Source organism: Neptunitalea chrysea, assembly GCF_027924145.1.
Taxonomy (GTDB): Bacteria; Bacteroidota; Bacteroidia; order Flavobacteriales; family Flavobacteriaceae; genus Neptunitalea; species Neptunitalea chrysea.
In genome coordinates this window covers 1-23,897 of the sequence record NZ_BRVP01000032.1, presented here as the reverse complement: position 1 = coordinate 23,897, position 23,897 = coordinate 1, and the positions used below count along the sequence as shown (strand labels likewise).

20 protein-coding genes, 2 tRNA genes, 1 other RNA gene and 2 pseudogenes are annotated in these 23,897 nt (G+C 32.5%); 12 read left to right on the top strand and 13 right to left on the bottom strand.

Going from position 1 to position 23,897, the window contains the following annotated elements; genetic code table 11:
- Window positions 1–16: 16 nt before the first annotated feature.
- The gene (locus NBRC110019_RS15820) at window positions 17–949 is read right to left on the bottom strand and encodes a calcium/sodium antiporter (RefSeq protein ID WP_281756445.1); all 933 of its coding nucleotides are present in this window, start codon (window positions 947–949) and stop codon (window positions 17–19) included.
- 240 nt (window positions 950–1,189) lie between these two features.
- Between NBRC110019_RS15820 and NBRC110019_RS15815 the strand changes: the two genes are divergently transcribed.
- Window positions 1,190–2,284, top strand: a complete 1,095-nt coding sequence (locus NBRC110019_RS15815; protein ID WP_281756444.1) for an esterase-like activity of phytase family protein — start codon at window positions 1,190–1,192, stop codon at window positions 2,282–2,284.
- A gap of 6 nt (window positions 2,285–2,290) precedes the next feature.
- Window positions 2,291–3,307, top strand: a complete 1,017-nt coding sequence (locus tag NBRC110019_RS15810; protein ID WP_281756443.1) for an esterase-like activity of phytase family protein — start codon at window positions 2,291–2,293, stop codon at window positions 3,305–3,307.
- A 170-nt stretch (window positions 3,308–3,477) separates the two neighbouring features.
- Here the strand turns inward: NBRC110019_RS15810 and rny are convergent, their stop codons facing one another.
- The 4 genes from rny to NBRC110019_RS15790 all read right to left on the bottom strand — a co-directional run bounded on the left by rny (window position 3,478) and on the right by NBRC110019_RS15790 (window position 5,878).
- Window positions 3,478–5,064 (bottom strand): ribonuclease Y, encoded by a 1,587-nt coding sequence (gene rny, locus NBRC110019_RS15805; RefSeq protein ID WP_281756442.1) that lies wholly within the window; start codon window positions 5,062–5,064, stop codon window positions 3,478–3,480.
- A gap of 48 nt (window positions 5,065–5,112) precedes the next feature.
- A non-coding RNA gene (gene ssrS, locus NBRC110019_RS15800) (6S RNA) lies at window positions 5,113–5,221 on the bottom strand.
- A gap of 56 nt (window positions 5,222–5,277) precedes the next feature.
- Entirely contained in the window at window positions 5,278–5,568 is a 291-nt protein-coding gene (locus NBRC110019_RS15795) for a cell division protein ZapA (protein ID WP_281756441.1), read from the bottom strand.
- Between the two features lie 19 nt (window positions 5,569–5,587).
- Window positions 5,588–5,878, bottom strand: a complete 291-nt coding sequence (locus NBRC110019_RS15790; RefSeq protein ID WP_281756440.1) for a coiled-coil domain-containing protein — start codon at window positions 5,876–5,878, stop codon at window positions 5,588–5,590.
- A gap of 170 nt (window positions 5,879–6,048) precedes the next feature.
- Between NBRC110019_RS15790 and NBRC110019_RS15785 the strand changes: the two genes are divergently transcribed.
- The 3 genes from NBRC110019_RS15785 to NBRC110019_RS15775 are packed head-to-tail and all read left to right on the top strand — an operon-like array spanning window position 6,049 to window position 10,895.
- Window positions 6,049–7,752 (top strand): M23 family metallopeptidase, encoded by a 1,704-nt coding sequence (locus tag NBRC110019_RS15785; protein ID WP_281756439.1) that lies wholly within the window; start codon window positions 6,049–6,051, stop codon window positions 7,750–7,752.
- A gap of 9 nt (window positions 7,753–7,761) precedes the next feature.
- The gene (locus NBRC110019_RS15780; RefSeq protein WP_281756438.1) at window positions 7,762–10,227 is read left to right on the top strand and encodes a TonB-dependent receptor; all 2,466 of its coding nucleotides are present in this window, start codon (window positions 7,762–7,764) and stop codon (window positions 10,225–10,227) included.
- 8 nt (window positions 10,228–10,235) lie between these two features.
- On the top strand, window positions 10,236–10,895 hold the full coding sequence (locus NBRC110019_RS15775; protein WP_281756437.1) for a hypothetical protein: 660 nt from the start codon (window positions 10,236–10,238) through the stop codon (window positions 10,893–10,895).
- 70 nt (window positions 10,896–10,965) lie between these two features.
- Here NBRC110019_RS15775 and NBRC110019_RS15770 read toward each other — a convergent pair.
- From NBRC110019_RS15770 to idi, 6 genes are all read right to left on the bottom strand, one after another.
- A tRNA-Thr gene (locus tag NBRC110019_RS15770) sits at window positions 10,966–11,039 on the bottom strand.
- Between the two features lie 158 nt (window positions 11,040–11,197).
- Window positions 11,198–11,271: transfer RNA gene (locus NBRC110019_RS15765), tRNA-Thr, on the bottom strand.
- Between the two features lie 57 nt (window positions 11,272–11,328).
- Complete coding sequence (locus NBRC110019_RS15760; protein WP_281756436.1) at window positions 11,329–11,598, bottom strand: hypothetical protein; 270 nt, start codon at window positions 11,596–11,598, stop codon at window positions 11,329–11,331.
- Window positions 11,599–11,613: 15 nt separating this feature from the next.
- Window positions 11,614–12,576, bottom strand: coding sequence for a type I phosphomannose isomerase catalytic subunit (locus NBRC110019_RS15755; RefSeq protein ID WP_281756447.1), 963 nt, complete (start codon window positions 12,574–12,576; stop codon window positions 11,614–11,616).
- A gap of 24 nt (window positions 12,577–12,600) precedes the next feature.
- On the bottom strand, window positions 12,601–13,008 hold the full coding sequence (locus NBRC110019_RS15750) for a 6-pyruvoyl trahydropterin synthase family protein (protein ID WP_281756435.1): 408 nt from the start codon (window positions 13,006–13,008) through the stop codon (window positions 12,601–12,603).
- On the bottom strand, window positions 12,998–13,537 hold the full coding sequence (gene idi, locus NBRC110019_RS15745; RefSeq protein WP_281756434.1) for an isopentenyl-diphosphate Delta-isomerase: 540 nt from the start codon (window positions 13,535–13,537) through the stop codon (window positions 12,998–13,000). Before idi ends, NBRC110019_RS15750 begins: the two co-directional genes overlap by 11 nt.
- Before the next feature lie 128 nt (window positions 13,538–13,665).
- Here idi and NBRC110019_RS15740 point away from each other — a divergent pair, with 128 nt between their 5' ends.
- On the top strand, window positions 13,666–15,255 hold the full coding sequence (locus NBRC110019_RS15740) for a peptide chain release factor 3 (protein WP_281756433.1): 1,590 nt from the start codon (window positions 13,666–13,668) through the stop codon (window positions 15,253–15,255).
- 59 nt (window positions 15,256–15,314) lie between these two features.
- On the opposite strand, the gene NBRC110019_RS15735 is transcribed toward NBRC110019_RS15740, so the two are convergent.
- Complete coding sequence (locus tag NBRC110019_RS15735) at window positions 15,315–16,925, bottom strand: ArnT family glycosyltransferase (protein WP_281756432.1); 1,611 nt, start codon at window positions 16,923–16,925, stop codon at window positions 15,315–15,317.
- Between the two features lie 50 nt (window positions 16,926–16,975).
- Here NBRC110019_RS15735 and NBRC110019_RS15730 point away from each other — a divergent pair, with 50 nt between their 5' ends.
- Entirely contained in the window at window positions 16,976–17,935 is a 960-nt protein-coding gene (locus tag NBRC110019_RS15730) for a glycosyltransferase family 2 protein (protein WP_281756431.1), read from the top strand.
- A complete protein-coding gene (locus NBRC110019_RS15725) occupies window positions 17,925–18,824 on the top strand; it encodes a lysylphosphatidylglycerol synthase transmembrane domain-containing protein (RefSeq protein ID WP_281756430.1) in 900 nt (299 codons plus the stop codon). Before NBRC110019_RS15730 ends, NBRC110019_RS15725 begins: the two co-directional genes overlap by 11 nt.
- Here NBRC110019_RS15725 and NBRC110019_RS15720 read toward each other — a convergent pair.
- Window positions 18,801–19,499, bottom strand: a complete 699-nt coding sequence (locus NBRC110019_RS15720; protein ID WP_281756429.1) for a phosphatase PAP2 family protein — start codon at window positions 19,497–19,499, stop codon at window positions 18,801–18,803. The genes NBRC110019_RS15725 and NBRC110019_RS15720 overlap by 24 nt on opposite strands.
- Window positions 19,500–19,692: 193 nt before the next feature.
- On the opposite strand from NBRC110019_RS15720, the gene NBRC110019_RS15715 reads away from it, so the two are divergent.
- From NBRC110019_RS15715 to NBRC110019_RS15700, 4 genes and pseudogenes are all read left to right on the top strand, one after another.
- Entirely contained in the window at window positions 19,693–21,387 is a 1,695-nt protein-coding gene (locus tag NBRC110019_RS15715) for an ArnT family glycosyltransferase (RefSeq protein WP_281756428.1), read from the top strand.
- A 64-nt stretch (window positions 21,388–21,451) separates the two neighbouring features.
- The gene (locus tag NBRC110019_RS15710; RefSeq protein ID WP_281756427.1) at window positions 21,452–22,717 is read left to right on the top strand and encodes a DUF4249 family protein; all 1,266 of its coding nucleotides are present in this window, start codon (window positions 21,452–21,454) and stop codon (window positions 22,715–22,717) included.
- Window positions 22,718–22,792: 75 nt separating this feature from the next.
- Window positions 22,793–23,329 (top strand): annotated as a pseudogene (locus NBRC110019_RS15705) (DUF4249 family protein); the annotation flags it as partial.
- 191 nt (window positions 23,330–23,520) lie between these two features.
- Window positions 23,521–23,793, top strand: a pseudogene (locus NBRC110019_RS15700) (hypothetical protein); the annotation flags it as partial.
- Window positions 23,794–23,897 lie beyond the last annotated feature (104 nt).

Genomic DNA, 23,897 nt, shown 5'->3' with positions numbered 1-23,897 from the left:
TTATTTATCCTAATTTTTAAATTGAAACGTACATAAATACTCCGTAGAATATTAAAAGAAGAATACCTTCTAAAAAACCTAGTCGCATATTTTTAGGAAAAAAGACTAAAGGCAATAACAGTAACGATATACCCATCATCCACAACAAATCTCCATTAAAGGTACTACCCACCTCAATGGGGGTAATTATTGATGTAACTCCCAATACGGCCAAAATATTAAATATATTAGACCCTATTAAATTTCCCAAAGAAATAGCTTTTTCTTTTTTCATTACCGCTGTAACAGAGGCCGCTAATTCTGGTATACTAGTTCCTATTGATATTACAGTAATAGCTATAACATGCTGACTAACATTAAAATTTTTGGCTAGACTAACAGCTCCTTTTATTAATAATTCTGAGCCAGCCCATAAACCAATACCCCCTAAAATTAATAATAACATGGTTTTAAAAGGTGCAAGTGGCGTATCATCCTCAGGAGCTTCATCTACCACAGCAGGTATTTGAAACCGTATTAAGTAGACTAAAAAAAATATAAGTAGCACTACCATGCATAAACCTTCAAGTCTCGATAATTCTCCATCAAAATAAATGGCTCCAAATAACAATAATGACGACACCATCATTACCGGCCAATTAATCTTATAAAAACTTTTTTCTACATCTATTCTCCCAAGCAATATGGTTACCGCCAATACCAGCCCTAAGTTAGCTATATTAGAGCCAACAACGTTCCCCATGGCAATATCGGGTGTACCTTGCAAAGCAGCATTAACACTTACAATAAGCTCAGGAGCCGAAGTAGCTAAAGAAACCACAGTCATTCCTATTACAATTTTAGGAACGTTTAAACGAAGCGCAAGGGCTACAGCAGCTTTTAAAAGCCAGTTACCTCCTAAAATTAAAAATGCAAAACCAAAAATAACGTAGAAAAAATTGAGGAGCATAGAGTTTAAGTTGTTTCACTCAAAAATACAACGCACAATCATCTAAAAGTAATTATACTAATAACTTTAACAAAAGAATATCATTTATTAATAATACAGTTACATTATTAACTTTTGTGCATTTACAATAGTTTATGATGAGTACTACTCATCAATCTTTTTACATATATTAACTTTAGAAAACTATTAAAAAAACTTGTTTTTAATACCTTTACAAAGTACTATCAATTGCTGTTCTTAATGAAGAAACTAGGTATATTTTTAATTCTAGGCATATTCTTAACTAGCTGCGCCACTACCAATAAAATACAAAATGACTCGGTTAATGTTCGCTTTTTAGATGAATACGTCATTAGCGATACCCTTACACAAAGCAATACATTGGTTGGTGGTCTTTCTGGTATAGATTACAACAACAAGACCTACAATTTAATTGTTGACACGGCTAAAGATGCCAGGTATTATAACGTATCTATTAGTATAAATCACGAAACTATCGATACTGTTATTTTTAACAGTACTACCTTTATTAATAAGGAAGCTGATTTTTTTAAAACCCATCCATTAGATCCAGAATCAATACGATTTATAGACAATAATGAAGTAATAATTACCAGTGAAGGAAGTATTAATAATAAAAAAGACCCTTCTGTATTTATTATAGACTCAAAAGGAAACTATACAAATTCATTAAAATTACCCTCGTATTTTAGTGCTACCGGAAAACAAAGACCAAGACACAATGGCGTTTTTGAAGGGCTTACTAAATCCTTTGACAACAAAGGATATTGGGTAACTACCGAATTACCATTAACCAACGATGGAGCAAAACCAAAGCTCTTCCCTACCAGATCTTATGTGAGAGTCACCTATTTTGATAAAGAAACACTAGAACCTTCAAAACAATTTACTTACAAACTAGATGGAATAAGTAAAATTCCGTGGATGTATTTTGCCGTGAACGGAGTAACCGAAATTTTAGAGTACAAAAAAGATCACTTTCTGGTATTAGAAAGAGCGTACTCAGCCGGTCATGGTTCCCACAGTAATACGGTAAAGCTTTTTGATGTGGATGCTTCTAACACAACTAACACTTTAGAAACAAAACGTTTAAAAAAATCGAAAGTAATTACCAGTAAAAAGAAACTAATTTTTGATTTTAAATCAATTAAAAATCAATTAACCGATGGTATTGTAGATAATATTGAAGGCATGTGTTTTGGCCCAGTATTACCAAACGGAAATCAATCACTTATTCTAGTTTCAGACAATAATTTTAATAGCTTCGGTAAACAGCTTTCGCAAATAATACTCATGGAGATTAAAACGCAATAACCTGTTATGAAAAACATTAGTACCTTAATTACTATCTTATTTTTTGGGTTAACCGCAACTGTTTTTGCCCAGAATACACAATTACAATTTTTAGATGAATATATAATTGAATGTGGATTAAATTTTAATAATACCGAAATTGGTGGTTTATCCAATATTGATTACAACGCAAACAATTCTACCTTTTATTTTATATCAGACAATAGAAAGCGACCAAGGTTTCACACCGCCACAATCACCATCAATAATTCTAAAATTGATACAGTACAGTTTCAAAAAAATATATATCTCAACACTAAGAATGTATTTCTAAAGCACCAAAAATTAGATCCTGAATCCATTAGATATATAGAAGACACCAATGAATTTATCATTTCAAGCGAAGGAAATATAAATCAAGGCATAAACCCTTCCATTATTAAAGTAGATTCCATAGGAAATATGGTATCACATTTTACATTACCCGATTATTTTAATGCTAACGGTAAACAACATCCCGAAAACAATGGGGTGTTTGAAGGGGTATCTATATCATTTGATAAAAAAGGATATTGGGTAAGTAATGAATATCCTTTAATTAATGATCCTGAACATTATACCAGAATTACGTATTATGATGATGCTGCGCAAAAAGCCACCAAACAATTCACCTATAAATTAGACAGTACTAAAAATTTTGGCATAACCGAAATTTTAGAATACCAACCAAATCAATTCTTAATACTAGAAAGATCCTATACAAAACAAGAAGGTAATACTATAAAAATTTTTGATGTTAATGCTAACAAAGCAACTAATACTTTAGCTATAGAAACTTTAACAGAAGATGACTTTACACCTGCTATCAACAACTCAGAATTTAACTTTAACAGTGTTAAAGGTCTTAAAATGGACAATGTAGAAGGCATGTGTTTTGGTCCGTTACTACCTAACGGTCATCAAACCTTACTTCTAGTTTCAGACAGCAACTTTCGGTGCACTCAAAAAACGCAAATTATTTTAATGGAAATACTACCTATGTAGTATACAAAGCGTTTGTCTACTATCATAATGGTATGTTTATTGGTTAAGTGATTCTAATATAACCAAGAAACAATTAGAAAGTATTGTTTTACGAACACTTTAACATATAAAAAAAGGCGAAACACCATTTACGGGTTTCGCCTTTTTCTAAAAATTATATTTAAATTCTCTTATTTAGCAATATTAACAGCTCTGGTTTCTCTAATTACGGTAATCTTAACTTGACCCGGATAAGTCATATCCGTTTGAATTTTCTGAGAGATATTAAATGATAGCTCTGCTGCTTTTTCATCATTTACTTTTTCACTCTCTACAATTACACGTAACTCTCTACCTGCCTGAATAGCGTATGCCTTTTTAACACCGTTAAAAGCAAATGCAGTATCTTCAAGATCTTTTAAACGTTGAATATAAGAATCTAATACCTGACGTCTTGCTCCTGGTCTTGCACCACTAATAGCATCACATACCTGAACAATTGGTGAAATAAGGTATTTCATCTCAATCTCGTCGTGGTGGGCTCCAATAGCATTACAAACCTCAGGTTTTTCACCATAACGTTCTGCCCACTCCATACCTAAAATAGCATGAGGTACTTCCGTTTCGGTTTCAGGTACTTTCCCTATATCATGTAATAAACCAGCACGTTTAGCCAATTTAGGATTCAATCCAAGTTCAGCAGCCATAATACCACAAAGCTTAGCCACTTCTCTAGAGTGTTGTAAAAGGTTCTGACCGTAAGAAGAACGATACTTCATTCTACCTATAGTACGTATTAATTCAGGGTGTAAACCGTGAATACCTAGATCTATTACCGTACGCTTACCAACCTCAATAATTTCTTCTTCGATCTGCTTGGTTGTTTTCTGAACAATTTCTTCAATACGAGCAGGGTGAATACGACCATCTGTTACCAAACGGTGTAATGATAGACGAGCTACCTCTCTACGTACCGAATCAAAACAAGATAAAATAATTGCTTCAGGAGTATCATCTACAATAATCTCAACTCCGGTAGCAGCTTCCAAAGCACGTATATTACGTCCTTCTCTACCAATAATTCTACCTTTTACATCGTCAGACTCAAGGTTAAATACAGATACACAGTTTTCTACTGCCTCCTCTGTACCTACACGCTGAATGGTATTGATAATAATTTTCTTAGCCTCTTGTTGCGCCGTCATTTTAGCTTCCTCCATGGTATCCTGAATAAATGCCATAGCATCTACCTTAGCTTCTTCTTTCAATGACTCTACTAACTCAGTTTTAGCATCTTCGGCAGACAATCCTGAAATAACTTCTAACTGATTTACTTGACTCTTGTGAAGTTTTTCTATCTCAGCCTGTTTCTTTTCAATATAATCGAGACGATAGTTATAATCTTTCATCTTCTCATCTAACTCAGTAGCCGCCTTCTTATTCTTAGCCAACTCATTTGAAACTTGAGATTCTTTATCTCTAATACGTTTTTCAACGTCTGCCATCTTCTTATCCTTCTCAAAAATCACTTTCTCATGAGCCTCTTTAAGCTCTAAGAATTTCTCTTTCGCCTGATAGATTTTATCTTTCTTTATATTCTCGCCCTCCTTCTTAAGCGTATCGGCTTCTATTTGGGCTTCCTTCTGGATAGCACTAGCCTCTTTGTGTGCCCCTTTGATAATACTTGACGCCCCGCTTTTCTCAAAAAACTTGGCAACAGCATATCCGGCAACAAGACCAATTACCCCAAATAATACATGTAATGCTATTTCACTCATTTTAATAATTTTATAATAAAAAAGCCTATATTGGTCAGAGTTTTGTATAAACTCATAATAAACAGGTTTAGGGCTACCAGATTGCTCAAGGATCTGTTTAAAAACAGCTTGCTTTTACAACCTAAACTCACCCTTTCTAAAGAAATTAGCGTTGAGTTTATCAAAAAAATAAAACCAATATAGGCAGTATCTTACTTATGTAAAGAACTTTTTCTAACTAAGTTTTCTGTACAAAAGATGATCTAAAGACTTCAATTTATCTTCAACATCTTGTAATGTATTTTCTTTATCTATACTTTTCTGCTCTACTATACTCGCAAATTGCAATGCGCACATAGCTAACACGTCTTGTTTATCTCTTACAGCATAATTCTTTTCAAATTCCTTTATAAGCTCATCTATTTTCTTTGCAGCCTTACGTAACCCTTCTTCCTGATCAGGATCGATAGTTAACGGATACATCCGGTCTGCAATAGAAAGTTTTATTTTAAGCTTATCACTCATAAACAGCTGTTTCAGAACGTTATTCGGACAATTGAACAATGCATTGATCTATCTCCCGAATCAAAGTATTTATTTTAAGCTTAGCTTCGTTATTGTCACTTGTACTGCCAAGCATTGAACCTGCTATTTTTAAAGTGTTGTATTTATCTTCCCACTCTTCTATAGCTTCATGTAATTTGTTTTGCTTCTTCTGTGCGTTTTCTAATTCTTCTGAAAGCTGTTTGTTTAATTCCGTAACCTCATCCAATTTCTGTAACAACAAAACAATTTTGTTTTCAAGAGAATTAACAACGCCTACAATAGAATCCATCAGATTACATATTCAATACAAATGACAAATTTAGTATACCTGCCGCTTGTTTACAACTTTTTTTGTTAATTCTTTACTGTATCAAATCTAAGTTCTTGCAACACAATAAAAATAAATTTTAGATGTTGTACTTTTGCGGTTCACTGTAAAACTCAAAATAAAAACTGTTTATGAAATATTTCTTTTTGGTATTCTCTATCCTATTGCTTTCTAATAGTCGTATTTCTGCTCAAAAAGAATATCCAAAAAGCGATTTTATATCTCCACTAAAAATACCCCTAATATTGGCGGGTAATTTTGGCGAACTACGTAGTAATCATTACCATGCGGGTATTGATATTAAAACGCAACAACGGCAAGGCTTAAAAGTATTTAGTGTTGCCGACGGGTATGTTTCTAGAATAAAAATTTCGCATTATGGCTATGGTAAAGCGCTATACATTACACACCCTAACGGGTATACAACTGTTTACGGTCACCTTAAAAAGTTTAGCAAAGAAATTCAGAAGTATGTAGTTCAAAAACAATACGAAGATGAATCGTATGAAATAGAACTTTTCCCAACGTTAACTGAACTTCCTGTTAAGCAAGGAGACATTGTAGCCTACTCAGGTAATACCGGTAGTAGCGGTGGCCCACATTTACATTTTGAATTTAGAGATACCGAAACTGAAAATATTATAAACCCAATATTGTTCGGAATGGATGTAAAGGATGATAGTGCTCCGGTGTTTGAAAACATCATTGCCTATACATTTAATGAAAACGGACAAATAAATGGTAAACAAGGTATATCTCAATTAAATTTTTCAAAACAAAAAGATGGTTCTTATTTGGTAAATCGTATTAAAGCTTCTGGAGAGATTGCCTTTGGTATAAAAGGATTTGACAGACAAAAAGGATCGTTTAATCATAATGGTATTTATGCTACAGAAATTTTAGTAAATGGCACTAAGTATCTAGACCTCAAATTTGATACTTTCTCATTTGCCGAAAGCAACCAAATAAATGTATACATAGATTATGCACGCTATATTAATACACACCAACGCTTTCAAAAAACCTATATAGACAAAGGAAATCACCTCAGCATCTACAACACCAAAACAAACGATGGCAAAATAACTATAGAACCGGGTAAAGATTATTCCATAACTATTATCTTAAAAGACATAGCAGGTAATGCTACCAAAATTTACATTCCTGTACACGGAGAAGCACTTCCTATTAAAAAAACCTATCCCGATACTAAAACAGCTTATTATATTGTTGCTGATAGAGACAATTATTATGAAATAGATAATGCCTCTATATTTTTCCCGGCAAACACTTTTTATAAAAATGAATACTTAGACCTTAAAAAGAAAGACAAGTCACTTTATGTTCACAATAAAGAAGTTCCGCTACATGGTACCTACGGACTTACGTTTGATATTAGTAACATTAAAGACTCCTTAAATATTGATAAATATTTTATTGCCAGTTACACAGCTAAAGGTTCCCCTATTTACGAAACTACCCGATTAAAAGGTAAAACATTAAGTACCCGAACTAAAAATCTGGGACGTTTTGAAATTTTGAAAGATAATACACCACCTAGTGTAAGGGCTGTTAATTTCACAAACAACCAATGGATATCTAAATACAACTACCTGGTTTTTAAAATAAGTGATGACCTTAGTGGCTTACATAGCTATAAGGCCACTATAGATGGAAAATGGATTTTAACCGAATATGAATATAAAAAAAACACCCTGACCTTTAATTGCGAAGACCTTACCTTTACAGGAACAAAACATAAATTAGAACTTGTAGTAACCGATAATGTTGGAAATAGTACTACATTTACACGCACGTTTTTCAGGAAATACTAAACAACCGCCATGCTTAAAAAAATTGTTTTATTACTACTGTTATTCTTAGCAACCTCACTTACCTTACATGCCCAAAAAGCAACCGTACAAGGGGTTATTTTAGATGAAGATAACCAACCCGTACCCGGGGCTACTATAAATTGTGGTGAAGATTATACAATAAGTGACATAAACGGATTTTATAAACTAGAAGTTCCAGCTCTTAAAGAGATTACGATTATTATAGATCACGTCTCATTTAAACCAACAAAGTTTACAGTAACCTTGTCTAACGCAGAAAACTTTGTGGTAAATCCTAAACTTAGTACCGATGTTACCTCTATTGGCGAAGTACAGGTGACAGCCAACAAAAGAAAAGTTTTAACTGGTATACAAACTGTAAGTGTAGATGTTATTAAAAATATTCCTAGTGCTAGTGGTGGTGTTGAAACGTTGGTAAAATCATTAATGGGTACTACAAGTAATAATGAATTGAGTTCTCAATATTCAGTTAGAGGAGGTAACTATGACGAAAACTTAGTGTATGTTAACGAAATTGAAGTATACCGCCCGTTTTTAATTAGAAGTGGACAGCAAGAAGGGTTGAGCTTTATAAACTCCGACCTTATTCAAAATTTAGATTTTTCGGCAGGTGGTTTTCAAGCTAAATACGGAGATAAATTATCTTCTGTATTAGACATTACTTATAAAGTACCTACAGAATTTGAGGCTTCTGTAAATGCTAGTTTTATGGGGGCTGCAGCATCGGTTGGTACGTCTTCTAAAAATAAGAAATTATCTACCATATCTGGTATTAGATATAGAAATAACAGCATGTTTATAAACTCTAAGCAAACAGAAACTAACTACGACCCGTTGTTTGCAGATTTTCAAACCTATATCACCTATAAAGCGAGTAACAAATTCATATTAAATTTCTTAGGAAATTTTTCTATGAACCAATATAATTATCAGCCATTATCACGTCAAACTAATTTTGGTACTATTGATGACCCTGTTGCGTTATTGATTTACTATGAAGGACAAGAAGAAGACGAATACCTTACTACTTTCGGCGCGTTTAAAGCAAATTATCTTGTAAATGAAGACCTTACCCTAAAATTAATAGGATCTACTTATCATGCTACCGAACAAGAGTATTATGATATTTTAGGACAATACCGTCTTGGAGAAGTAAATACCAGTATTGGAGATGACAACCTAGGAGATGTAGAGTTTTCAGAAGGCATTGGTTCTCAACTAAACCATGCCCGTAACAATTTAGATGCGTTATTCTTCAATTTAGAGCACAAAGGAACTTATACAAAAAACAAGCATCAACTTGACTGGGGTGTTAAATATACGCACGAAGATATTAGAGATCGATTGGTTGAATGGGAAGTAATAGACTCTGCCGGATTTTCTATACGCCCATATTTTGAAATTGATAATGACCAGCCATATAATGCTTATGAAGGTCCGTTAGTACCGTACCAAAATGTAAGAGCTACCAACTTTACAAATATTGATCGTTTTTCAGGCTACGGACAATGGAGTTATAAAACTACCACAAGTAGCAAAGCCAAATTATTTTTTAACGCCGGTGTAAGAGCTCATAACTGGACCGTAAGCGGTGAAGATATAGAAACCACTACGCAAACAGTAGTAAGCCCCAGAGCTCAAATTGCGTTTAAACCAAATTGGAAAAAAGACATGGTCTTTAGACTATCGGGAGGGGTATACCACCAACCTCCTATTTATAGAGAATTAAGAGACTCTTCAGGCATTGTAAATCCAGATGTAAAAGCACAGAAATCTATACATGCTGTTTTAGGAAACGAATATAGTTTCTTACTATGGAACCGTCCGTTTAAACTAAAATCCGAGGCTTATTACAAGCATTTAACTGATGTTAATACCTATACCCTAGAAAATGTTCGTATTCGCTACAGTGCCGACAATAATGCAGTTGCCTATGCTTACGGATTGGATTTACAATTGAATGGTGAGTTTGTACCTGGAACCGAAAGCTGGATTAGCTTTGGCTATTTAAAAACAGAAGAAAACATTGATAATCGTGGTTATATTGCACGCCCCACAGACCAACGTGTAAAATTTGGGATGTTATTTCAGGATTATGTACCCAATATTCCAAGTTTAAAAATGTATTTAAACCTAACATACAATACCGGGGTACCGGGTGGATCTCCAAGTTACGCCGACCCATACATTTATCAGACCCGTTTAAAAAGCTACAAAAGAGCCGATGTTGGCTTTAGCTATGTATTGGCAGGGGAAGACAAAACTTTTGACGAAGGTCATTGGTTGCACCCGTTTAAAGAGTTTACCTTAGGGTTTGAGATTTTCAATATTTTTGAAAACTTAAACTCTATTACCAATACCTGGGTTAGGGATGTCTATACAAAATCTCAATACGGTATTCCTAATTATATGACAGGTAGAGTATTTAACCTAAAAGTTAACATGAAATTTTAAAACTTCAAATGAAAAAGATTGCAACACTACTATTCTTATTTATTGGTATTCATTACACATTTGCACAAGGAAACATTTATACCAGTGAATCGTTTGACGAGTTAAGCAAAGACCATAAAGTATTGGCCATTCTGCCATTTTATGCCACTTTGCACTTAGAGAATGCCCAAGATATTAGTAAAGAAAACCTAAAAAAATTAGCTGAAAAGGAAGGCTATGTAGTACAAAGTGCCATTGAAACCTATTTTTTGAAACAAAAATCTAAAAAGAATTTCGAAGTTTCTTTTCAAAATATTCAAATAACAAACGACCTACTAACTAAAAATGGTATTTCTCTTGAAAATCTAGATGTATATACCGCCAAAAAGTTATCAGAATTACTGGGAGTAGATGGTATTGTTAGCGGTAATTTAACTCTTAAAACACTTATCTCTCAAGGAGTATCTACAGACTATGATATTTTTGACTACCTACTTGGAGATAGTGGATATGGTAGAATTGCCATAAAGATATCTGATGGTAAAACCAGTAAACTACTTTGGAAATACGAGAAAAAAATAAACAAGAAATCGGGTAAAGATACCTATGAGATTATTACTGATATGATGAAGAAAGCTGCTCGTAAATTTCCGTATGAAAAAGAGAAGAAGAAAAAGAAAAAAAACTAATCCTATAAAATCACCTTTCGAACATATATAAAATAAAAAAGCTTCCTATATAGGAAGCTTTTTTATTTTGAGCCGATGGAGGGACTCGAACCCACGACCTGCTGATTACAAATCAGCTGCTCTAGCCAGCTGAGCTACATCGGCATTGCGGCTGCAAATATAAACCTGTTTTTTATATCTGCAAATACTTTTTTAAAAAAATCACTCACTAGGTAATATTTTTTAGAAATCCTTGAAAACTCCTTTAAAACCTAATAAAAACAAATAAAAAAAGCTTCCTATATAGGAAGCTTTTGTTTTTGAGCCGATGGAGGGACTCGAACCCACGACCTGCTGATTACAAATCAGCTGCTCTAGCCAGCTGAGCTACATCGGCATTGCGGCTGCAAATATAAATCTGTTTTTTATATCTGCAACCTAAAACTTAATTTTTTTATGAAAGTGCATTTACTTTTTCAACCAAAGCAGTTGCCTTTTCCTGTAACTCCGTCTGAATAGCTTTAAAATGAGCTTTCTTATTCTCTACCGATTTTGCATTAACCTTATCCATAAGGTCATCAAAAACAGTTATCACCTCATCAATAAGAGCTTCTCCTTTTACACCTTCTGATGCTGTAACATCAGACTGCCATTCTTTTACTGCTCCAATAATATCTCCTAACACGTAGTTAATATCCTTCTTAAGATCTTTAATGCTTGACATAGCTTTATTTTTAGTTTACGAAATATACACCTCTAATAATTCAACCGCTCCTTCAATAGTAATGGTTTCTGAGTTTGCGGGTAATAAAACCGTTTCTCCTCTTTTAATTTCTATTGATCCGGCTGGTGAACTGATAGTAGCTTCTCCCTTAGTACACATAAATATAGTAAAAGAGTCTCTCTCTTTTACCTCTATAACAGTAGTCTCTGTAATATTCCAATAGTTGGTTGTAAAGTAAGGACAATCTACCATAGTACCACAGGCATTTGGCTCTTTACTATAGGCTACCTTAAAATCATCTTTCTTTTCATAATCAATAGCATCTAACGCCATTTCTGTATGTAGCTCTCTTAAATTACCTTCTTTATCCTTACGATTAAAATCATAGACTCTATAAGTTACATCAGATGTCTGCTGAATCTCCGCTAACATAATACCAGCACCAATAGCATGTATTTTACCGGTATTAATAAAGAAAGTATCACCCTCTGTTACCTTCTCGTAGTTCATAAGATCTGTAACCGTATTATCATCTAAATGCTTTTGATACTCTTCCTTTGTAACGTTTTTATTAAACCCTACAATCAACTCCGATCCTTCATCGGCCTGCATAATGTACCACATCTCGGTTTTACCAAAAGAATTATGACGCTCCTTAGCCAATGCATCATTCGGGTGTACCTGAATAGATAAATCTTGTTTGGCATCAATAAATTTAATTAAAATAGGAAATTCATTCCCAAAGCGCTCATATACTTTTTTACCAAGTAACGCTTCGTTGTATTCATCAATCAACGCTTGTAATGAAGTATTTGCCAATGCTCCATTAGATACTTCCGAAATATCGCCAGGAACAGCTGATAATTCCCAGCTTTCACCAGTAATATCTGTTGTAATAGGTTTTCCTAAAACCGTATTCAATTTAGTCCCTCCCCATAAACGTTCTTTAAGGATAGGATCAAATTTAAATGGGTACAAACTCATGTTATGTAGTTTAAATTTTTAAAATGGGTAACTTACAAAATTCCTTGGAGTTTCATATAAGGTAACTTGTAAATCTAACTCTTTATTAATATATGATCGCAACTTATTGTAAATAACAATTGCAATATTTTCTGCTGAAGGGTTTAAATCCTTAAATTCGGGCACATCTAGATTTAAGTTTTTATGGTCTAACGGAATTTCAATATGCTCATAAATAAGTTCCTTTAAAATCTTCATATCCATTACAAAACCGGTATCCTTATCTATTTCCCCTATTACATGCACTACCAATTCATAATTATGTCCATGATAATTTGGGTTATTACATTTCCCGAAGACTTCCTTATTTTTCTCGTCATTCCATTCAGGATTATGCAACCTGTGAGCAGCATTAAAATGTGCCTTTCTACTAACTCTAACCCTCATTACTAATTGTATTTGGCAAGAAGTGATAAAATTTATCAAAAATAATTTTGAACCATTCTGTGTACACATCAGGATTCGCAACAATATCAAGCTTAATATCGTTAAGCGACATCCATTTCCACTCCGCTACTTCATCCGGATTCAAATTTGGTTCCTCTTCATTATAATATCCCACCAAAACATGATCGAATTCATGTTCTGTAAGACCGTTATCAAAAGGAGCTTTATAGATAAAAGAAAACACATCGGTTAATTCAGTAGCAAACCCCATTTCCTCCATCATACGGCGTTTTCCTGCCTGTATATTGGTTTCACCCTCACGTTGATGGCTACAACAAGTATTTGTCCATAATCCCGGAGAATGGTATTTATGTAACGCTCTACGCTGCAACATTGTTTCTCCTTTATCATTTAAAATAAAAACTGAAAATGCTCTATGTAATAATCCCTTTTCGTGTGTTTCCATTTTTGGCATTAGTCCGATAGGCTCATCCTTTTCGTTTACCAAAATTAACTTCTCTTCTCTCATACTATTTTTTCAATCTAAGCAAATCTACAAAATCGCCTTTGCATTTCATAGCAAGAAAGTAGCCTACATCTATTTTGAATGTGGCTTTATTTATAAATAATACTATTTTTGCACATTAAACATTAAGCATGTCTTTACAAAAAGAAATTTCAAAAAGAAGAACCTTCGGGATTATATCTCACCCCGATGCTGGTAAAACCACATTAACAGAAAAACTTTTGCTATTTGGTGGGGCTATTCAGGAAGCAGGAGCTGTAAAAAGTAATAAAATTAAGAAAGGTGCTACCAGTGACTTCATGGAAATTGAAAGACAAAGAGGTATATCGGTAGCTACCTCAGTACTTGCCTTTAATTATAAAAACAAAAAAATAAACATCCTAGATACACCAGGTCACAAAGACTTTGCTGAAGATACTTTTAGAACCCTTACAGCGGTAGATAGTGTTATTGTAGTTATTGATGTTGCTAAAGGGGTTGAGGAACAAACCGAAAAACTAGTAGAGGTTTGTAGAATGCGCAACATTCCTATGATTGTATTTATAAACAAATTAGATAGAGAAGGTAAAGATGCATTTGACCTTTTGGATGAAGTTGAGCAAAAACTAGGATTAAAAGTAACTCCCCTAAGTTTTCCTATTGGTATGGGGTACGATTTTAAAGGTATCTATAATATCTGGGAAAAGAATATTAACCTCTTTAGCGGAGATAGCAGAAAAAACATTGAGGAGACCATTGCCTTTGATGATGCCGAAAACCCTGAACTTGAAAATATTATAGGAGAATCACATGCCGATAGTCTAAGAGAAAATCTAGAACTAGCTTATGAGGTATATCCTAACTTTGATAGGGATGCCTACTTAAAAGGCGAATTACAACCCGTTTTCTTTGGTTCTGCACTAAATAATTTTGGAGTAAGAGAATTACTAGATTGTTTTATTGACTTAGCTCCGTCTCCAAGAGCAAAAGAAAGTGATACACGTTTGGTAAACCCCAACGAAGAAGCATTTAGCGGATTTGTATTTAAAATACATGCGAATATGGATCCTAAACACCGTGATCGTTTAGCGTTTATTAAAATTGTTTCAGGAACCTTTGAACGAAACAAGCCTTATCTACATGTAAGAAATAATAAAAAACTTAAATTTTCTAGTCCTAATGCATTTTTTGCAGAGAAAAAAGAAATTGTTGATATCTCTTATGCAGGAGACATTGTTGGGTTACATGATACCGGAAACTTTAAAATTGGAGATACATTAACACAGGGAGAAATAATGAGGTTTAAAGGAATTCCTAGTTTTTCTCCTGAACACTTTAGATATATTAACAATGCAGACCCGATGAAATCTAAACAATTGGAAAAAGGTATTGACCAATTGATGGATGAAGGAGTTGCTCAGTTATTTACACTAGAACTAAACGGTAGAAAAATTATTGGAACCGTTGGAGCATTACAGTACGAAGTTATTCAGTATCGTTTAGAACATGAATATGGTGCTAAATGTACCTACGAAAACTTCCCGGTATATAAAGCCTGTTGGGTAGAAGCAGATGACCCTAAAAATGAAGAATATAGCGAGTTCTTAAGAGTAAAACAAAAGTTTCTTGCAAAGGATAAAAAAGGACAACTGGTATTTTTAGCAGACTCTCACTTCTCTATAGATATGACAAAGCAAAAATATCCTTCGGTTAAATTACACTATGTATCTGAGTACAAATAAGTCTAAATAATTTTCTATATAAAAAAACGACCACTGTAGTGGTCGTTTTTTTATATATGCTATTTTAACACCTGCTTATAAATTACAGTTTTATGATTTTCAAACAAGGCCTTGTGTTCCATTAGTAACATTAGGTTTTCAACCTCCAATAAATCTTTTTTCACCTTTCTATCATTACTTATAATATAGGTTTCGGGATGTAACTTAAGATATTCCCTTAGTTCTTTAGTAGTTTGTAAAACCTTAAAAGTTCTGTTATAGTTAAAAGGAAAAGCACTATCCATACGTTTAAATACAACAACAGCACTATTAGCTCTTAATAATTCTCTGGAAGCATAAACCGGATTTTGATAAATTAAACGAGGATATATAACACCAAATAAGAAAATAGCAAGTAGTACCCAAGTACCAACAATGGTAGCAAAACTATTTTTATAAGCATCTTCTTTAAAAAATAAATACGCAATGGTTATCCCTACAGGAACGATTACCAAAATAAAACTAAGCTCTTTTATACTTTTCAATTCTGCCTCTAAAGACAAGGCTATATAGCCTCCTATCGGAAGCGCAAAAGCAATAAGTAATAAAACCACAAAACTAATATGTACAAATAGTTTTCTTTTGGCGGATGACTTCTTGTAAAAATCTATTAGATAACTTGCTATAAGGGCAGCCAAAAACGGATAACATGGCATGGTATAATTAGGCAATCTAGTACTTGATAAGGTAAAAATACCAATTACTACCAAACAAACACTCAGTCCAAAAGTGATAAAAACATCTTGCTTAAATTTCTTAAACGAAAAATAAAAAGCCTGAATAATCAAAACAGAAAATGGCATAAGTCCTAATAATATAAACAACCACGTAATTACAAACGGACCGCCATGCCCTTCCATTTTACTTTCAAATCGATTTATATTATGATTAATAAAAAAACCTTCCGTCCAAGCTCCGTTAGTTGCTTTATGAACTTCATAAAACCACGGAAATACCAATGCGGCTACAAATAACAATCCTAGTAAGGGTCTAAAACTAAAAATAGTTTTAAGACTTATATCTTTTCTCAAAATCAAAAACAACAAGCAGGATAGCCCTACAATAGCCAAGGCTATTGGTCCTTTAGCTAAAAACCCCATGGCTACAGCAAAATAAGCCAATAGCAACCAGCCCTTTCTCTTGTTTCTATAAAAATATAAAAATGAAAAAAGGGAAAGATTTATGAAAAAAATCAAATAAGGATCGGGTACAGAAAGATGAAACTCCTGTATAAAAAATACTGCCGAAACCAAAATGCAAACCGTTACTAAAGCGGTCTCAACATTCTTTATTTTTTTTATAAACAAATAGGTTGTTATAATAGTCAATGCTCCAAAAACAGATGAAAAAAAACGAGCTCCAAAAGCATTTATACCAAATACCTTATACCCTAACATCATAAAAAAATAATGCAATGGTGGCTTATCAGTTCGTAATGCATTATTAAAGGTTGGTACTATAAAATCACCTTTAGTAAACATTTCTCGTGCCGCTTCAGCATTTCTGGCTTCGTCTAAAATATATATCGGATAGCCATAAATATTAAATATGCATAATACTATACTAACAAGAGATATTATAATAATTAATTTATTAGCATTTAAGAAACTTAAGAATGACTTCAAATTCATAACTTTGCGCCTGTTAAAAATAATGCTAAATTTAGACTAAATATTTTACCATGACTAAAAAAGAATATTATCTTTCTATTATCATACCTGTATATAACGAGGAAGAAAATGTAACATTACTTACAAAAACTATCGATGACGCTCTAAAAGGAGAGTCGTATCAAATTATATATATAGATGATTTCTCTACAGATAATACCAAGCAAGTTATAAAATCTTTAAAGCACCCACATCTTTATTTAGTAGAACTAAAAAAGAATTACGGACAAAGTTTAGCACTTGCTGCAGGAATTGAATTTGCCACCGGTAAGTATATTGTAACAATGGATGGTGATATGCAAAACGATCCGCACGATATTTTAAAAATGGTAAAAAACGCTGAAGAGGGCGACTGGGATGTTGTAACAGGATTCCGTGAAAAACGAAAAGATAATTTCTTAAAAACCATTCCTTCTAAAATAGCAAACTTTATTATTAGAAAAGCTACCAATTTAAATCTTCGTGATCAAGGTTGTGCTTTAAAAGTATTTACTTCTGAAACTGCCAAAGAAATTAACCTATATGGTGAAATGCATCGCTTTATTAACCTAATGGCATACCTTAACGGAGCCACTATTAAAGAGATGAACGTTAATCACTATCCAAGAAAATTTGGCAAATCTAAATATGGGCTAGAAAGAACTTTTAAGGTGATTAATGATTTATTCTTAATCATATTTAAAAGAAAACATTTACAAAAACCAATGTACTTCTTTGGTAACATAGGGTTAACCTTTTTCTCTATAGGTATGCTTATCAATATCTATTTATTAATCGTAAAATTTATTTTAGGTGAAGAAATTGGCGATCGTCCATTATTACTTTTAGGGGTTCTTTTGGTACTAGTAGGTATTCAGTTTTTAACCATGGGTATTTTAGCCGACTTACTAATGAGAACCTATTATGAGTCTCAAGATAAAAAGCCATATAAAGTAAAAAGAGTTTTCAATAGCCAAGAGGATGAATCCTAAAATTAAGAAAACACTTCTCCTTATATTAAAAGTAGGTATTAGCCTTACACTCTTCTATCTTGTATTTAAGAAGATAGATGTAGATAGTGTTGTAAACATTGTTCTAAATACACAACTTGGATATTTATGTGTGGCTATTCTATTTTTTATAATTTCACAAATTATATCGTCTTACAGACTAAATTATTTATTTCATAGCCAAGACTTTCAATTATCACAACTAAGTAATTTAAAACTTTATCTGTTAGGTATGTTTTATAATTTCTTTGTACCTGGTGGTGTTGGTGGTGATGCATTTAAGGTATATCTGCTCAATAAAAATTTTAAATGGAAGTCTAAAAACATATTGAAATTAGTTTTTATAGACCGATTGATAGGGCTAGCAGCTATTGCCTGTATAGTGTATCTAATTATAGCTATTTACCCCGCCATTATAGGTAGTCTTATACATAACTTTGCAGATTACAATCTTTGGTTTGTACTACTATTCCCGGTAATTATTGCTTCAGGTCAACAAATAACTAGTAAGCTTTTTAAAGTACCGCTTAAACAATTTTACTATACCCTACTCTATTCTGTAATTATTCAGGGAATGCAAATTATATCTGTGGTATTTATCACCTTGGCGTTGGGCATTTCTACCGAAATGTATTATTTATACATTTTTGTATTTCTATTATCCTCGGTATTCTCTGTCATATCCTTTGCAGGCATAGGGATTAGAGAATTTTTGTTTTTTGAAATGTCTATACATTTCAGTTTAGATCAAAATACTGCAGTTACTATTGGTACATTATTCACCTTAATTACAGCTTTTATTTCAATCTTTGGTATTTATTATCACTTTAAAAAGCCTTCACTATCCTTACAGGATATTAATGGTAGTTAATAATTTTTTTATGGGTGCAGAAACTCTTGGTGGCCACTTAATATTAAGTTGTTTTTTGTACCATTTTTGAGGATATTTCTTTACAATATAACAGCCTGCTACAGATGAAGCTATGCCAAAAAACATTCCGAAATAAATATCTATAAAAAAGTGTTGTAATAAGTACACTCTAGATATAGCAACACAAATTCCTATTAAAGCCAAACCATATGGTAAAAGTCTATGTTTCTTTTTAGACACCAGTGCTAAAAAGCTAGTAATAACAAATACCGTTGCCGTATGCCCAGACGGAAAGGTATCTGTATATCTAATCTTTACCCCAGCAACAAAATTAAGAGTTGCTTTCACCTCTTCACTAAAAAAGAAATAAGGTCTGTTGATATGCGTAAACAATACTTGTTTTAAAAGTAGTACAATAAGAATTTGAAAAGATGCAGAAAGAGCAAACTGATATGTATATTTAAACTTAAAAAAGATAAGAGATATCAATAATATCACCGGTATAAAAGCACCATCTCCAAAAACAGTTACATTTCGGAAAAACCTATCCCAAAATACTGAGTGCAATGTATTTAAATAAAGTAATATATTTCCCTTTGGTATTAAAGTTAAAACAAATAATACACTAAGCAGAATATAAAAAGGAGTCAGTTTTTTTAGGTTTACTACTTTCATTATAAAGAGTTTTAACGAAATTAAACACTCTACAAAAAAATAAAGTAAAGTCTAGTTTAACTGTTTCTTAAAATTCTCTTAGGAATTAGAAATTAATGTTACCAAATGTATTAAACAGAAAGCGTCATCTAAACCGTAAAATTTATCTAATTTAGCAACTTAAATTAAAAACAGCCATCTATTCTTTTTTATAATGAAGAAACTTATATACAACAATATATACACCCTCTTATATATCTTAATAGCCTTTGTTTATATATTAGGTTTATTTATTCCGCTTATTGAAAACGATTCTGCCCAACATGCGGTAATGGCTATGAGAATGTATCTTTTAGATGATTACACCCATTTATATAGAGGAATAGACAATTATTTAGATAAGCCTCATATGCATTTTTGGCTAGCTGCTTTATCTTATAAAATCTTTGGGCTTAATCAATTTGCTTATCGAATTCCAGCATTACTATTTACTATTATTGGTGCCTTTTCTTGTTTTAAACTGTTTCAAGATTTATATAAAAATAAAAATCAAGCACACTGGGCTGCTTTAATATTTTTATCGGCACAGGCAATTATTCTTGGAAATCATGATGTACGAACAGATGCCGTGTTAACCGGAGCTGTTATACTATCACTCTGGCAATTATATCGATTTTTAAATACTCAGAAATTACTTCCCTTAATTATTGGCGCATTTGCCATGGGGATAGCCTTTTCTTGTAAAGGATTACTAGGATTAGTGGTAATAGGATTGAGTCTAATATCACATTTAATATATACCAAAAACTGGAAAGCACTTCTTACACCTAAATTACTTATAGGAGTTTTCGTTTTTGGTGCTACTATAGCCCCCGTACTATATGCTTTTTATGTACAATATGATTTACACCCAGAAACTACGGTTAATGGAATTAATAATATATCTGGTATAAAATTTATACTATGGGATCAGAGTTTTAATCGTATGACTGCAAACGGATTTAAGCCAGACAGTCCAGATTATTTTTTCTTTTTTCATACCATTTTATGGGTTTTTCTTCCTTGGCCATTACTCTTCTATGCAGGATTATTTAAACGTTTCAGATTTTATAAAAAAACAACTGAAAGTGCCCCATACCCAATAGAATGGTTAACCTTAGGAGGCATTATTTTAACCCTTATCATTATAAGTTTTTCGCAAACTAAATTACCACATTATTTAAATTCTTTAATGCCAACCATGGCTGTATTCACAGCGGGGTATTTGTATATTTTAAAGTTGCAAGAAAAAACTAAAACACTAAAAATAGTATTATATACCTCTTACTTTGTATTGGGTGTTGGTGTTGTAGGAGTTACCGGCTTGTTATTTTTTACTTTTGATTTCCCAGCATGGTATATTTTATTGGCTGAAGTTATAGTACTTACTATTATATATATGTTTATCACAAATAAAGAGGTTATACTAAGCAAAAAAATTATTGTTATAACTGTATTAACCTCTGTTTTAATTAATATCACTTTAAATGGGTATTTTTATCAAAATCTACTTCATTATCAAAGCGGTAAATACATGGCCGAGTACATTCATGAGCAATTAAACGATGAGCAAGTATATATAGTTGATAAAGAATATAGATGGTCTCTTGACTATTATAGCAAACAATTGGTACCAAATATCACTATAGATGAGTTAAAGCATATAAACACTCCTAAATTAATTGCAACGAATCATCCAGAAGAAATTGATGAATTTATTAGTAGCACCAATCTACAAACTTCTATAATTAAATCCTTTGACGATTTTAGAATCACTAGAGTTTCTCTAAAATTTTTAAATCCAAGAACAAGAGAAAAACAAGTAGGTAAGGCATATTTACTAAAAGTTTATCCGAAAAAACAACTATAATAAAGTTAAAACTTACAAAAATGTAGTTTTTATTGTACATTTAGGGTATAGAATACATTTCCCTATGCAAAAAAATAATACTATCTTTTACTATATACTATATGTATCTAAGTATTTTATACTACTTAGCTTTCTTTTATTTTGTAATTCTTGCACAGAGGCTTATCAAATTAACTACTCAGAAACCTATGAAGATCTCATTGTAGTAGAAGCCATTATTACCAACGAGCTAAAACATCAGGAAATTACGCTAACTAAAACTTTTCAGATAGATGAGATTTTTGATGAATATATACCAGATGCTAACGTATACGTATCGCTAGAAAACGGAAGCACATATGATTTTTATTTTAATAGTGAAACAAATACTTATTTATCAGAAATAGAATTTCAAGCTGAACCAGACATTAATTATCAACTTCATATTAATTATAATAATACTTTATATGAAAGTACCATTGTAAAAATGGCTCCTATTGCAGAAGTAACCGATATAAAATTTGAAAGGGAGACTATTGATTCAGAAGATGGTGTTTCAATTAGATTAAATACAGACTCACCAAATTCTAAACTACTTAGGTATGAGTATGAAGAAACTTATAAACATATTACACCCTATGGCATAGCAGAAGATTTAGACGTTCAATGGGTACCTATACCAGGATTCGACTTCCTATACAAAATAAGACTAACTACCGTCCCTAAAACAGAACAAACCCAAATTTGTTACATAACTAAAAACAGCGATAATATAATACTTAATAGCTTTAACAATACACAAACATCAAGTACTATTAATGATGCCCTTATTAAGTTTATCCCAGTAACAAATTATATTATAAGTAGCAGATACGCTATTAAAGTAAAGCAGTATGTTCATAATACAACAGCGTATTCTTTTTATCAAAATTTAAAAAAAATATCTGAAAGTAATAGCTCACTTTCACCTATTCAACCAGGGTATATTGTAGGAAACATTGTTAATCAAGAAAATAGCTCAGACAAAATAATGGGAATTTTTGATGTAGCTTCCGTTAGCTCATCAGAGAGAATATTCTTTAATTATGCAGATCTATTCCCAGATGAAGAACTTCCTCAATACTTTACAGAATGTAATATAACTCCTCTTAATATAAATCCGGAAAACCCTGGAGACGACAATACCGAGTTATTACTAATCTATTTAGATCAGGGGAACATGGCATTTTACCATTTAATAGAAATCGTACCAGAATCTAGCTGGACGGTATACATGATGCCTACAGAATGTATTGACTGCACTTATTTTGATAATTCTGCAACTACTCCACCTGATTTTTGGATAGAATAGACGATAATTATGAAGAACAATACACTCCTATTAATTTCTATTTTCACCTTTCTTATCTCATGAACAGAACCGTATACTATTCAAACAAATACTTTTGAAGATTTGTTAGTAGTTGAGGCTATTATTACAGACGAATACAAACAACAAGAAATAAAGCTTACAAACACATGGGCTTTTGAAGAATATTTTCCAGAATACATAGATGATGCTACAGTTTATTTAAAAGATGAAAACAACAACACATATGAATTTTCATATAACGCAGAAACTCAAACATACTTATCCCAAAATGAATTCAGTGCTGCTTTAGATACAAATTACCAACTATTTATAGATTACAATGATACGCACTACACTTCTACAGAGGTTTCACTTCCCCCTAAATCAACTATTCAAGACATTACCTTCGATAGAGAAAACTATGCAGGAGAAGATGGCATAGCCATTAGAGTAACAAGTACCAGTGAAGAAGAACCCAACTATTATAGATTCACGCATGAAGAAACTATTAAAATTGTTGCTCCTAATTGGATGCCTGAAGAAATGTATCCGATAGACGAAACTCATATAGGAGTACGACTAAAAGATTACGAAAATCAAACATGTTACTAAACATTTCAAAATCCAGAAATATTACTTACAGATAGAATTAATCAAACATCTAATGAGCTGAATAATCAGTTAGTGAAATTTATGAGCCGAACAAATTGGTGTATATCATATAGATACTCTATTCTGCTCACACAATACGTACATAATTACGAAGCCGATAACTATTATGCTACTCTAAAAAATTTACCGAAAGTGAAGATATGCTATCCCCAATCCAGCCAGGATTTATTAAAGGCAATATCACCAACATAAACAATTCTTCAGAGAATATAATAGGAATATTTGAAGTGGCATCAGTTTCACATATAGATAGAAAGTTCTTTAGTTTTGAGGACTTTTATGATCATGATGCAGAACGATTTTATGATATCGAATGCGAAATCTATTCACTGGACGAAACGTATCCGTCTACCATTTTAACCATGATAGAATGTACGCAACAGGGTAATGTATGTTATTATTAATATATCCATATTATTTTTTCACACCGGCCGAGTGTAGTGATTGTACCTTCAGAGATGCTGAAATTGCCGCACCAGATTTCTGGATAGAATAGAAAACTTCTTAA